The 12,887-nt window shown below is 56.1% G+C and carries 10 protein-coding genes; 6 read left to right on the forward strand and 4 right to left on the reverse strand.

Annotated elements, in window-relative coordinates; genetic code table 11:
- Positions 1-13: 13 nt before the first annotated feature.
- The 4 genes from gyrB to dnaA are packed head-to-tail and all read right to left on the reverse strand — an operon-like array spanning position 14 to position 6,203.
- Positions 14-2,431, reverse strand: coding sequence for a DNA topoisomerase (ATP-hydrolyzing) subunit B (gene gyrB / locus EQV96_RS16510; RefSeq protein ID WP_016782862.1), 2,418 nt, complete (start codon positions 2,429-2,431; stop codon positions 14-16).
- Positions 2,432-2,436: 5 nt separating this feature from the next.
- The gene (gene recF / locus EQV96_RS16515) at positions 2,437-3,540 is read right to left on the reverse strand and encodes a DNA replication/repair protein RecF (protein ID WP_094999581.1); all 1,104 of its coding nucleotides are present in this window, start codon (positions 3,538-3,540) and stop codon (positions 2,437-2,439) included.
- Positions 3,541-3,561: 21 nt separating this feature from the next.
- Complete coding sequence (dnaN, locus tag EQV96_RS16520; RefSeq protein WP_016782864.1) at positions 3,562-4,665, reverse strand: DNA polymerase III subunit beta; 1,104 nt, start codon at positions 4,663-4,665, stop codon at positions 3,562-3,564.
- A gap of 38 nt (positions 4,666-4,703) precedes the next feature.
- Positions 4,704-6,203 carry a chromosomal replication initiator protein DnaA gene (gene dnaA / locus EQV96_RS16525; RefSeq protein WP_095031564.1) on the reverse strand — a complete coding sequence of 500 codons (1,500 nt, stop codon included), beginning with the start codon at positions 6,201-6,203 and terminating at the stop codon, positions 4,704-4,706.
- Between the two features lie 563 nt (positions 6,204-6,766).
- Between dnaA and rpmH the strand changes: the two genes are divergently transcribed.
- From rpmH to EQV96_RS16555, 6 genes are all read left to right on the forward strand, one after another.
- Positions 6,767-6,901, forward strand: a complete 135-nt coding sequence (gene rpmH / locus EQV96_RS16530) for a 50S ribosomal protein L34 (RefSeq protein ID WP_003213577.1) — start codon at positions 6,767-6,769, stop codon at positions 6,899-6,901.
- 16 nt (positions 6,902-6,917) lie between these two features.
- Positions 6,918-7,319: a ribonuclease P protein component gene (gene rnpA, locus EQV96_RS16535; RefSeq protein ID WP_019828646.1), complete on the forward strand. Its 402-nt coding sequence runs from the start codon at positions 6,918-6,920 to the stop codon at positions 7,317-7,319.
- Complete coding sequence (yidD, locus tag EQV96_RS16540; RefSeq protein ID WP_019828647.1) at positions 7,312-7,545, forward strand: membrane protein insertion efficiency factor YidD; 234 nt, start codon at positions 7,312-7,314, stop codon at positions 7,543-7,545. The genes rnpA and yidD overlap by 8 nt, the downstream gene beginning before the upstream one ends.
- 13 nt (positions 7,546-7,558) lie before the next feature.
- Positions 7,559-9,241, forward strand: coding sequence for a membrane protein insertase YidC (gene yidC / locus EQV96_RS16545; RefSeq protein WP_094999579.1), 1,683 nt, complete (start codon positions 7,559-7,561; stop codon positions 9,239-9,241).
- 80 nt (positions 9,242-9,321) lie between these two features.
- Positions 9,322-10,689 (forward strand): tRNA uridine-5-carboxymethylaminomethyl(34) synthesis GTPase MnmE, encoded by a 1,368-nt coding sequence (gene mnmE / locus EQV96_RS16550; RefSeq protein WP_094999578.1) that lies wholly within the window; start codon positions 9,322-9,324, stop codon positions 10,687-10,689.
- Between the two features lie 269 nt (positions 10,690-10,958).
- Entirely contained in the window at positions 10,959-12,575 is a 1,617-nt protein-coding gene (locus tag EQV96_RS16555; protein WP_240882196.1) for an ABC-F family ATP-binding cassette domain-containing protein, read from the forward strand.
- Positions 12,576-12,887: the final 312 nt, after the last annotated feature.

The following is a 12,887-nucleotide window of genomic DNA, read 5'->3' on the forward strand; positions in this document are numbered from 1 at the left end:
GGTCAAAACAGGATCAGAAATCCAGGTTGGACACTGCCAGTGCGTTGCTCTCGATGAATTCACGACGTGGTTCTACAGCATCGCCCATCAAGGTGTTGAAGATCTGATCGGCGCCGATCGCGTCTTCGATGGTGACTTTCAGCATGCGACGTACGCTTGGGTCCATCGTGGTTTCCCAGAGCTGATCCGGGTTCATTTCACCCAGACCTTTGTAGCGCTGGATGGTGTGACGTTTGGTACTTTCAGCCATCAACCAGTCCAGTGCTTCCTTGAACTCGGTCACTTGCTTGCGACGTTCGCCACGCTGGATATAGGCGCCTTCATCCAGCAGGGTGCTCAGTTGAGCGCCCAGGGTCACAACGGTTTTGTAATCGTTGCTGCCGAAGAAGTCGCGGTTGAAGGTGATGAACGTCGAGTGGCCGTGGGAGATCAGTTCGACCTCTGGCAACCAGACATTACGCTCACGGTCTTCACGCAGGCTGGCTTTGTAGACCAGGCCCGATTTCTCGACCAGACGCAGACGCTCTTCAAACTTGGCCATCCAGTCCTGCATGGCAGCGTGGTCACCCAACTGCTCAAGGCTTACAGCCGGCAGGTAGATGAAGTGCTCGGTCAGCTCCTGAGGGTACAGGCGCGACAAACGCTTGAGGGTCTTCATCACCATGCGGAAGTCGTACACCAGACGCTCCAGTGCCTCACCGGAGATGCCAGGGGCATCTTCGTTCAAGTGCAGGCTGGCATCTTCAAGAGCCGACTGGGTCATGTACTCTTCCATGGCCTCGTCGTCTTTAATGTACTGCTCTTGCTTGCCCTTTTTCACTTTGTACAACGGTGGCTGGGCGATGTAGATGTAGCCACGCTCGATCAGCTCCGGCAACTGACGGAAGAAGAAGGTCAGCAGCAGGGTACGGATGTGCGAACCGTCAACGTCAGCATCGGTCATGATGATGATGTTGTGATAGCGCAGTTTGTCGATGTTGTACTCTTCGCGGCCGATGCCACAGCCCAGCGCAGTGATCAAGGTGCCGACTTCTTGCGAAGAGATCATCTTGTCAAAACGGGCTTTCTCGACGTTGAGGATTTTACCTTTCAACGGCAGGATGGCTTGGGTACGACGGTTGCGACCCTGCTTGGCGGAGCCGCCAGCAGAGTCACCTTCCACCAGGTACAGTTCGGACAGAGCAGGGTCTTTTTCCTGGCAGTCAGCCAGCTTGCCCGGCAGGCCCGCGATGTCCAACGCGCCTTTACGACGGGTCATCTCACGGGCTTTACGTGCAGCTTCACGAGCACGGGCTGCGTCGATCATCTTGCCGACAATCAACTTGGCTTCGTTCGGGTGTTCCAGCAGGAAGTCGGAGAAGAACTTGCCCATTTCCTGTTCAACAGCGGTCTTCACTTCGGAAGACACCAGCTTGTCTTTAGTCTGCGAGCTGAACTTTGGATCCGGCACTTTCACCGAGATGATCGCGGTCAAGCCTTCACGGGCGTCATCACCGGTGGTGGCGACCTTGTGCTTCTTGGCCAGGCCTTCAGCTTCGATGTACGTGTTGAGGTTACGCGTCAGGGCAGAGCGGAAGCCCACCAAGTGCGTGCCACCATCGCGCTGTGGAATGTTGTTGGTGAAGCACAACAGGTTCTCGTTGAAGCTGTCGTTCCACTGCAGGGCGATTTCTACGCCGATGCCGTCTTCACGCTGAACATTGAAGTGGAACACCTGGTTCACAGGGTTCTTGTTGGTGTTCAGGTAATCAACGAATGCACGCAGGCCACCTTCGTACTTGAACAGCTCCTCCTTGCCGCTGCGCTCGTCCTTGAGGACGATACCCACACCGGAGTTCAGGAAGGACAGTTCACGAATCCGCTTGGCCAGGATGTCCCAGCTAAAGTGGATATTCTTGAAGGTTTCAGCCGAAGGCTTGAAGTGGATCTGCGTACCCGTGGTTTCGCTTTCACCCACAATAGCCATAGGCGCCTGAGGAACACCGTGGACGTAGGTCTGTTCCCAGATCTTGCCACTGCGGCGTACAGTCAGGACCAGCAGTTCGGACAGGGCGTTTACCACCGAAACACCTACACCGTGCAAGCCGCCGGATACTTTGTAGGAGTTGTCATCGAACTTACCGCCGGCGTGCAGCACGGTCATGATGACCTCGGCTGCAGATACGCCTTCTTCTTTATGCACGTCAACCGGAATACCGCGGCCGTTATCGCGCACGGTGATGGACTCGTCCGGGTGGATCGTGATGGTGATGTCGTCGCAATGGCCAGCCAGCGCTTCGTCGATGGAGTTGTCGACTACTTCGAACACCATGTGGTGCAGACCGCTGCCATCGTCAGTATCACCAATGTACATACCGGGACGTTTGCGTACGGCATCAAGGCCTTTCAGCACTTTAATGCTCGTTGAGTCGTACGTGTTTTCTTCGCTCAATGCCTTCACTCCCGATGGTCGTGGGTCTGGGTGATACAGCCCTGTTCCACGTGGAACAGGGCAACTGGCGTTTCCGTCTGCCAGCCTTCCCTCAATAATTCGTGGTCTACACAGGTAATGAATACCTGGCAGCGTAAGTCTTCCAACAAGCGACACAGTGCGTTGCGATGCTGCTCGTCCAGTTCGGACGGCAAGTCATCCACCAGATAAATACATTGGCCTCGCCGGGCCTGGCTGACCAAGTGCCCCTGAGCGATGCGCAGCGCGCAGACCACCAACTTCTGCTGCCCCCGCGACAAAATATCTGCGGCGTTATTTGCACCCAGCTTAAGGCGCAAATCAGCACGTTGTGGCCCCGCCTGGGTATGCCCCATTTGCTGGTCCCGGTGGACAGACGCGGCGAGTACAGCACTCAGCTCACGGTCTTTATCCCAACCACGGTAATAGCTCAGCGTTAACCCCTGGAGATCCAGCAGCTCGCTCAGGGTCTGCTCAAAGACTGGTTTCAAGGCTTTGATGTAGGCGCGGCGGTATTCATCAATTTCAGCACTGGCCAGGCACAGTTCCCGGTCCCAGGCCGCTTGTGAAACGGCGTCGAGTGTACCATGCCGCAGCCATGAGTTCCGCTGCCGCAGGGCCTTCTGTAGCCGCTGCCAGGTCGACATGAACCGCGGTTCAACATGGAACACGCCCCAGTCGAGAAATTGCCTGCGGATCTTTGGGGCCCCTTCAAGAAGTCGGAAGCTGTCAGGGTTGATCAATTGCAGCGGAAGTATCTCGGCCAATTGCGCAGCACTGCGCGCATTCTGGCCGTCGATACGAATCTGGAACTCCCCCTGACGATCCCGCGAGACACCCAGTGCACTGTGTCCACCTTCTGCCAGTTCTACCTGACCAAAAACTGTACAGCTCTGCTGCTCATGCTGGATAACGGGGTTCAGCCGCACACTGCGAAACGACCGCGCCAACCCTAGCAGGTGGATAGCTTCCAGCACGCTGGTTTTGCCGCTGCCGTTGGCGCCGTACAGAATATTGATGCGGGGGGAGGGGGAGAAGGTCACCGGGTGCAGGTTACGCACCGCGGTGACTGTGACACGACTGAGGGACATCTAGCGTGGGCTGTGCATAAGTTACAGGCGCATCGGCATGACAACGTAGGCCGAGTCGTCGTTGTCCGACTCCTGGACCAGGGCGCTGCTGTTGGAGTCCGACAGGATCAGACGCACTTGCTCAGTGGTCATGACGCCCAGTACGTCCAGCAGGTAGCTCACGTTGAAGCCGATCTCCAGGGAGCCGCCGTTGTAATCAACGCCAACTTCTTCTTCCGCTTCTTCCTGCTCCGGGTTATTGGCCTGGATTTTCAGCTGGCCATTGGCCAGTTGAAGGCGAATACCGCGGTACTTTTCGTTGGACAGGATCGCAGTACGGCTGAACGCTTCACGCAGTGCCTGACGGTCACCGATCACCACCTTGTCACCGCCTTTAGGCAGAACGCGCTCGTAGTCCGGGAACTTGCCGTCTACCAGCTTGGAGGTAAAGGTGAACTCGCCGGTGGTCGCACGGATATGGTGTGCACCCAGAACGATGCTCACTTCGCCGTCTGGCTCGGTCAGCAGGCGCGCCAGCTCGAGGATACCCTTGCGCGGTACGATCACCTGGTGACGGTCTGGTTGGCCGATATCGGCTTTCATCGAGCACATGGCCAAACGGTGACCGTCGGTAGCTACGGCACGGATGATCCCGGCCGACACTTCCAGCAGCATACCGTTGAGGTAGTAACGAACGTCCTGCTGGGCCATGGCAAAGCTGGTGCGCTCGATCAGACGACGCAACTTGCTCTGCTGCAGGCTGCAGGTCAGCGAACCCGGACCTTCTTCAACCGTCGGGAAATCGTTGGCCGGCAACGTCGACAGGGTAAAGCGGCTACGGCCTGCCTTGACCACCAGTTTGTTGTCATCAAGTTTGATGTCGATCAGTGCATCGTTGGGCAGGCTTTTGCAGATATCCATCAGCTTGCGCGCAGGCACGGTGATTTCGCCTGGCTCGGCCGGCTCTTCAAGTTGCACCCGACCGACCAGCTCGACTTCAAGGTCAGTACCGGTCAGCGACAGTTGCTGGCCTTCGACAACCAACAGCACGTTGGACAATACCGGCAAGGTCTGGCGGCGTTCTACTACGCCGGCGACCAGTTGCAGGGGTTTCAACAGGGCTTCGCGTTGAATGGTGAAATGCATGGTCTAGTCCCTTGCCTTAATAAGCTGCGCTGGTGTCATCAGGTTGTCAGAGTTCGCAGCAGGTTCTTGTAGTCCTCGCGGATGTCCGCGTCGGATTCCTTGAGTTCGTTGATCTTGCGGCATGCGTGCAAAACCGTGGTGTGATCGCGACCGCCAAACACATCGCCGATTTCCGGCAGGCTGTGGTTGGTCAGTTCCTTGGACAGTGCCATGGCGACCTGGCGTGGTCGCGCTACCGAGCGCGAACGGCGCTTGGACAATAAGTCCGAGATCTTGATCTTGTAGTACTCGGCCACGGTGCGCTGGATGTTATCCACAGAGACGAGTTTGTCTTGCAGCGCCAGCAAGTCTTTTAGGGACTCGCGAATCAGCTCGATGGTGATGTCGCGGCCCATAAAGTGCGAGTGAGCGATAACGCGCTTGAGCGCGCCTTCGAGCTCACGCACGTTGGAGCGAATGCGCTGGGCAATAAAGAAGGCTGCATCATGGGGCAGATCAACCTTGGCCTGATCGGCCTTCTTCATCAGGATCGCTACGCGGGTCTCTAGCTCCGGCGGCTCGACGGCAACCGTCAGTCCCCAGCCAAAGCGCGACTTCAGACGCTCTTCGAGGCCTTCGATTTCTTTCGGGTAACGGTCACTGGTCAGAATCACTTGCTGACCGCCTTCAAGCAGGGCGTTGAAGGTGTGGAAGAACTCTTCCTGGGACCGTTCCTTGCGCGCAAAGAATTGAATGTCATCGATAAGCAAGGCATCGACCGATCGGTAGAAGCGCTTGAACTCGTTGATGGCATTGAGCTGCAGGGCTTTAACCATATCAGCTACAAAACGCTCGGAATGCAGGTATACGACCTTGGCATTCGGGTTCTTCTTTAACAGGTGGTTACCCACCGCGTGCATCAAGTGAGTTTTACCCAGACCTACGCCGCCATAAAGGAAGAGCGGGTTGTAACCATGCTTGGGGTTATCCGCCACTTGCCACGCCGCAGCGCGGGCCAGTTGGTTGGACTTGCCCTCGACGAAGTTTTCAAAGGTAAAGGTGCGGTTCAGGTAGCTGGTGTGCTTCAGGGCACCTTCAACCTGAACGGTGCGCTGTTCGGCGCGCACGGGTGCTTGCTGCGAGCTGGCGCCTGCCATCGGGTCGAAGCTGGCACGCGAAGGCTCTTCGCTGGCGGGCTCGGACTGCTTGGGCGCGGGTGCAGAGACTGCAGGCGTAGGCGCGCTCGGCGCCGGGGCTTGTTGAGAAGCCGATGCAGCCAAGGGCGCATTGGGGGCAGCACGAGGCGCCGAGCTGCGTTTGCTGCCTATTAACAAGGACAACGCTGGCGCCATGCCATTGCTGTGCTCATTCAACAGTTCAAGCAAACGGCTCAGGTATTTTTCGTTAACCCAGTCGAGAACGAATCGGTTGGGTGCATACACACGCAACTCGTCGCCTTCGGCTTCGACCTGTAGTGGACGGATCCAGGTGTTGAATTGCTGGGCAGGCAGCTCATCGCGCAAAAGCTCCACGCACTGCTGCCAAAGTTCCACTGACACGGATATCCCCTAAGTTGAAAGCCGGTGAGGCAAAAACAGGCGCCATTGTAGCGACCGCCGCCCCACTTATCCACATGTAGCTGACCTGCATATAAGGCGTTGACAGGCTTTTTACTGTGAACAAAGCGACAAATGGTATGTGCATAAGGTCTGTGGATAAGCGGGCCTGAGCTCGTTGCACAAGTGGGGGTAAAACTCTGTGCATAACACGGCTGTGGATAAGTAGCCCTTTCATGCACAGCTTTTCCGAGGGTGCAGCACAGGCAAAGCACCGCTTGTGGACAACCTTTCTGTTCTCTGAAAACCTTGCTCTACAAGGGCTACATAGAGTTATCCACAGCAGAACGGCTCTATAAGAGTAGTAAGTTCTTTAAAAGAGCTTTAAATACTTCGTTTTTTTATTTCTATAGTTGGCAGGCACAAGACTGGTGCAAAACGGCAAACATCTATTTAGCAGTAAACGTTGGTTGGAAATTGACCTATCGGCTTGCATTCTCTAGAATCGCCGGTCTCTTAAAACGGGGGCCATTCCGGCCCGTTGTGGACGAACCAGGTAGCACGACATGAAACGTACTTTCCAACCAAGCACTATCAAACGCGCCCGCACTCACGGTTTCCGTGCTCGCATGGCTACTAAAAACGGCCGTGCAGTCCTGTCGCGTCGCCGCGCCAAAGGCCGTGCACGTCTGGCAGTTTGATAATCAGACAATGGTGGTGAGTCAGGACTTCAGTCGGGAAAAGCGGTTACTCACTCCCCGACATTTCAAGGCAGTCTTTGACTCCCCCACCGGCAAGGTTCCGGGGAAAAATCTCCTGCTCCTTGCGCGTAGCAACGATCTTGATCACCCCCGCCTGGGGTTAGTGATCGGGAAAAAGAGCGTAAAGCTCTCCGTTGAGCGCAATCGCCTTAAGCGTTTGATGCGTGAATCGTTTCGTCTCCACCAGGATTTACTGGTTGGTTGGGATATCGTTATCGTCGCGCGCAAAGGTTTGGGTGACGTAGAGAACCCCGAATTGATTCAGCATTTCGGCAAACTCTGGAAGCGTCTGGCCCGTAACACGCCAGTTCCAGCGGTTAAAACCGAAACTGTAGGGGTAGGCAGTCCTGATGCGTAAACTGGCACTCGTTCCGATCCAGTTTTATCGTTATGCCATTAGTCCTTTGATGGCCAGCCACTGCCGTTTCTACCCCAGTTGTTCCTGCTACGCGTTGGAAGCCATCGAAAATCATGGCCTTCTGCGCGGCGGCTGGCTGACCTTTCGTCGTTTAGGTCGCTGTCACCCGTGGAATCCCGGTGGTTACGACCCGGTTCCACCTATCCCTACCTCCCGTTCTTCTTGATGGCCGAGTAATCATGGATATTAAACGCACGATCCTGATCGTCGCTCTCGCAGTCGTGTCCTACGTTATGGTTCTGAAATGGAACCAGGACTACGGCCAAGCTGCCCTGCCGACTCAGAATGTTGCCGCCAGCACCACCGCACCGGCTTTGCCCGATACGGTTTCAGGTAACAACGTTGCAAACAGTGCCGATGTACCCAGCGCCAATACCGATACCAGCACACCGACTGAAACCCCGGTGGCTGCAAGCAAAGACCTCATCCACGTAAAAACGGATGTTCTGGATATCGCGATTGATCCACAGGGTGGTGATATTGCCCAGCTGCGTCTGCCGCTTTATCCACGTCGCCAGGATCACCCGGATGTTCCTTTCCAGTTGTTCGATAACGGCAACGAACGCACCTATCTGGCCCAAAGTGGCCTGACAGGCGTTGATGGCCCGGACGCCCGTCCGTCAGGTCGTCCTGTTTTCAGCACCGAGAAAAAGACCTACGAACTGGCCCCAGGTCAGGATCAACTGGTTGTTGATCTGAAATTCAGCGAAAACGGCATCAACTACATCAAACGCTTCACGCTCAAGCGTGGTTTGTACGATGTACAAGTCAGCTATCTGATTGATAACGAGAGCGGCAAGCCGTGGAACGGCAACCTGTTCGCGCAATTGAAGCGTGATGCCAGCTCCGATCCTTCTTCCAGCACCGCCACCGGTACTGCGACTTACCTGGGCGCTGCCCTGTGGACAAGTGCAGAGCCGTACAAAAAAGTGTCGATGAAAGATATCGACAAGGCTCAGCTGAAAGAAACCGTACAAGGCGGCTGGGTTGCCTGGTTGCAGCACTACTTTGTGACCGCGTGGATCCCTCAGAAAGGCGATAACAACGTCGTTCAGACCCGCAAAGACAACCAAGGCAACTACATCATCGGTTTCACTGGCCCAACATTGACTGTTGAGCCGGGCAAAACCGCTGAAACCAGCGCTACGTTGTACGCCGGTCCGAAAAGCCAGGGTGTACTCAAAGAGTTGTCCCCAGGCCTGGAACTGACGGTTGACTACGGCATCCTGTGGTTCATTGCCCAGCCTATCTTCTGGCTGCTGCAACATATCCACAGCCTGGTCGGTAACTGGGGCTGGTCGATCATCTTCCTGACCATGCTGATCAAAGGGATCTTCTTCCCTCTGTCGGCCGCCAGCTACAAGTCGATGGCCCGCATGCGCGCTGTGGCACCAAAACTGGCCGCTCTGAAAGAGCAGTTCGGTGATGACCGCCAGAAAATGTCGCAAGCGATGATGGAGCTGTACAAGAAAGAGAAGATCAATCCACTGGGCGGCTGCTTGCCGATTCTGGTGCAGATGCCGGTCTTCCTGTCCTTGTACTGGGTACTTCTGGAAAGTGTTGAAATGCGCCAGGCGCCGTTCATGCTCTGGATTACCGACCTGTCGATCAAAGACCCGTTCTTCATTCTGCCGATCATCATGGGCGCAACCATGTTCATCCAGCAGCGTCTGAACCCGACTCCGCCGGATCCGATGCAGGCCAAGGTGATGAAGCTGATGCCAATCATCTTCACCTTCTTCTTCCTGTGGTTCCCGGCTGGTCTGGTGCTGTACTGGGTTGTGAACAACTGCCTGTCCATCGCTCAACAGTGGTACATCACGCGTAAAGTCGAAGCGGCTACCAAAAAAGTCGCTGAGTAACTTACTCTGATACGCACCACTCAAAACGCCCCCTAGTGGGGCGTTTTGCTATCCGTCACTTTTGTTTTGAGGCCTGTTTTATGAGTGTTCCGGCAGAGACTATTGCTGCAGTAGCGACCGCCCAAGGCCGAGGTGGTGTGGGGATCGTACGTATTTCCGGCCCACTCGCCCGTGTTGCGGCCAAAGCGTTCAGCGAACGCGAACTAAAACCGCGCTATGCCCATTACGGCCCTTTTTACGGCGACAACCGCGAAGTGCTGGATGAAGGCATAGCACTCTACTTCCCCGGGCCCAACTCCTTTACCGGCGAAGACGTCCTTGAACTGCAGGGCCACGGCGGTCCGATTGTTCTGGATATGCTGCTGCAGCGCTGCATCCAGTTGGGCTGCCGTTTGGCCCGTCCGGGGGAGTTCAGCGAGCGGGCCTTTTTGAATGACAAGCTCGACCTGGCCCAGGCCGAGGCGATTGCCGACCTGATCGAGGCAAGTTCTGCACAGGCTGCGCGTAACGCATTACGTTCCTTGCAGGGTGCTTTCTCTCAACGTGTGCATAACTTGACCGAGCAATTGATCGGTTTGCGTATCTATGTCGAAGCAGCGATTGATTTCCCGGAAGAAGAAATCGACTTCCTCGCCGATGGCCATGTGCTCGGTATGCTCGACAAGGTTCGTGAAGAGTTATCCACCGTACAGCGCGAAGCCGGCCAGGGTGCTTTGCTGCGCGACGGCATGACCGTGGTGATTGCCGGGCGGCCCAATGCTGGAAAATCGAGCCTGCTCAATGCCCTGGCCGGGCGTGAAGCGGCGATCGTGACCGAAATCGCGGGTACTACCCGTGATGTGTTACGCGAACACATCCACATCGATGGCATGCCATTGCACGTTGTCGACACCGCAGGTCTGCGCGACACCGATGACCAGGTTGAGAAAATTGGCGTGCAGCGCGCACTCAAGGCCATTGGTGAAGCTGATAGGGTATTGCTGGTGGTTGATGCCACGGCACCGGAAGCTGATGACCCGTTTGCCCTGTGGCCAGAGTTTCTTGAACAACGCCCGGATCCGGCGAAGGTGACCTTGATCCGCAACAAGGCGGATCTAAGCGGTGAGAATGTAGCCCTTGAAGTCAGTGAAGATGGCCATGTCACCATCAGCCTGAGTGCCAGATCTACAGAAGGCCTGGACCTGCTGCGGGAACACCTCAAGGCCTGCATGGGCTATGAGCAGACCTCGGAGAGCAGCTTCAGCGCACGCCGCCGCCATCTGGAGGCATTGCAGCACGCCAGCAAGGCACTTGAGCATGGCAGGGCACAACTGACCCTGGCGGGCGCCGGGGAGCTATTGGCCGAAGATTTGCGCCAGGCACAGCATTCCCTTGGCGAAATTACCGGGGCATTCAGTTCGGATGACCTGCTGGGGCGGATCTTCTCCAGCTTCTGTATCGGTAAATGACCCTCGTAGCAGCTGCCGTAGGAACGAGGCTGCGTCCGGCGGCACAGCCGTCGTAAAATCAGACACTGTGGTGTGCCAGTTAAAACCGGAGCTCAGGATTTACGACGACTACGTCGCCGAACGCAGCATCGTTCCTACGGCAGCTGCTACAGTTATCCACATTCACACGAGGTATTAGTCCGATGCGCCATTGATGCCGCCGCGATGCTTGCGGCCAGTTCTTGATTCCCCTGCAACAGGGGGTAGATCTGTGCATCTCTGGAGTGCGTATGGCTAACGTTACCTCTGTAACGCTGCAAGGCGTTTCTTATCATCTGCCCGATGGCAGTTCCCTGTTTTCAGATATTGATCTGCATCTCGACCAGCGCCGCACCGGCCTGGTAGGGCGCAATGGTGTGGGCAAGAGCATATTGGCGCGCATCATGGCAGGGGATCTCTTGCCCTCAACCGGCCACTGCATCCGTAATGGCACGGTGTATTACCTGACGCAGCACGTCAGCCATGACCCCAATCACACCCTTGCCGAGCTTGCTGGCGTGCAACCAGTCATTAGCGCCCTTGAGCGAATAGAGCGGGGCAGCAGCGCCCAAGCGGACTTTGACTGTGTGGGCGAACGCTGGAATATCCGCCAGCAACTGCTCGATCAGCTAAGCCGCAACAAGCTTGCACACCTGACCCTTTCGACTCCTGCATCAGCACTCAGCGGTGGTGAAACCATGCGCGTGGCTCTGCTGGGCGCCTTTTTGTCGAAAGCCGACCTGTTGATCCTGGATGAGCCCACCAATCATTTGGATTACCAGCATCGACTTGCCCTGCATGAACAGTTGCAGCAGTGGCCAGAAGGATTACTTGTTATCAGCCATGATCGCGCCTTGCTGGAAAATATGGAGCGCATCGTTGAGCTGTCACCACAGGGCCTCACCAGTTACGGCGGCGGTTACTCGTTTTATGCACAGGCCAAAACCGGGCAACTGCAAGCGGCGCAACAACAGCTGGCGGCATACCGGCTGGAGCGCAAGCGTCAGGAACAGACCCTGCGTGAGCAAAGAGAAAGTCTTGAGCGCAAACAATCCCGTGGCCGGAAACAGGCCGCTGACGCCAATCAGGCGAAGATTTTGCTGGGCCGGCAAAAGGAGCGCAGCCAGGCCAGCAGCGGTAAGTTGCGGGTACAGCAGGATGCGGCTCGCGAGCAATTATCTGTGCAGGTCCGTCAGGCTGCGAATCAGGTAGAAGAGCAGCAGGCCATCTTTATCTCTGCGCCGCAGCCTTGCTCTGGCTCGCCGGCTCAAATTGCCGGGTTGATAGAGGCCCGCCTGCCTTATGGGGCGCAACAACTGCGCAGGATCAATCTTGCCGTTACGCGAGGCCAGCGCATTGCCTTGACCGGCCCGAACGGCTGCGGCAAGTCGACCTTGCTCAAGGTATTGGCCGGGCAACTAACAGTTGTTTCCGGTCAGGCCAGGACCCTGGTCACCAGCACTTACCTCGACCAGCACCTGGGCGTTTTGGAACCGGCTCGGTCAGTTCTTGAGCAGTTGCAGTCACTTAACCGGCAACTGAGTGAAGGAGAATTACGTACCCGGCTGGCGCAATTGGGCCTCAATGCCGATCGTATCAACCTGCCATCCCATCGGCTCAGTGGCGGTGAACGCTTGAAAGCGGCGATGGCCTGCGTGTTTTATACACAATCCCCACCACAGCTGTTACTGCTCGATGAACCGGCCAATCACCTGGATCTGCCTTCCGTTCAAGCCCTGGAGAGCATGCTCAAGCATTACCCGGGCACTCTGATCGTTACCTCACACGATGATGTGTTTCTGGCCGCAATCGGAATTACCCACAGGCTCATGGCCTCACCCACAGGCTGGCTGCTTTGCCCCGTCTAACGGGGCTGTTGGCTACCGTTTATCACATTAATCATTGACCGAACGTCCGACCGCTTGCCGGATTGCACCTTCAAGCGTTTTTCGGCTGCCTGTTTATTGGCTCGAAAGCACCCAAACACGGGAATAAGCCCTGTGCATAACTGGCCCTCAGGTCAGTGGGTAAGTAGGTCTGAAAACTGAAGATAACCACACCTGTGGATAAGCACCTGTTTTACCCACAGGCTTAAAGCACTTATCCCAACCCCTCATCAGTGCATAACCACAGACTTTTGATCCTCTGTACAGTACGTAAAATATAGCCTGTAGCAATCT

It is taken from the genome of Pseudomonas sp. TMW22080, from assembly GCF_022496745.1.
GTDB lineage: Bacteria > Pseudomonadota > Gammaproteobacteria > Pseudomonadales > Pseudomonadaceae > Aquipseudomonas > Aquipseudomonas bubulae.

What these genes read in the sequence shown, in the direction of transcription:
- recF (WP_094999581.1), bottom strand. Translation starts at nt 3,540, where the DNA reads ATGTCCCTCAGTCGTGTCACAGTCACCGCGGTGCGTAACCTGCACCCG.
- dnaN (WP_016782864.1), bottom strand. Translation starts at nt 4,665, where the DNA reads ATGCATTTCACCATTCAACGCGAAGCCCTGTTGAAACCCCTGCAACTG.
- rpmH (WP_003213577.1), top strand. Translation starts at nt 6,767, where the DNA reads ATGAAACGTACTTTCCAACCAAGCACTATCAAACGCGCCCGCACTCAC.
- mnmE (WP_094999578.1), top strand. Translation starts at nt 9,322, where the DNA reads ATGAGTGTTCCGGCAGAGACTATTGCTGCAGTAGCGACCGCCCAAGGC.
- yidD (WP_019828647.1), top strand. Translation starts at nt 7,312, where the DNA reads ATGCGTAAACTGGCACTCGTTCCGATCCAGTTTTATCGTTATGCCATT.
- EQV96_RS16555 (WP_240882196.1), top strand. Translation starts at nt 10,959, where the DNA reads ATGGCTAACGTTACCTCTGTAACGCTGCAAGGCGTTTCTTATCATCTG.
- yidC (WP_094999579.1), top strand. Translation starts at nt 7,559, where the DNA reads ATGGATATTAAACGCACGATCCTGATCGTCGCTCTCGCAGTCGTGTCC.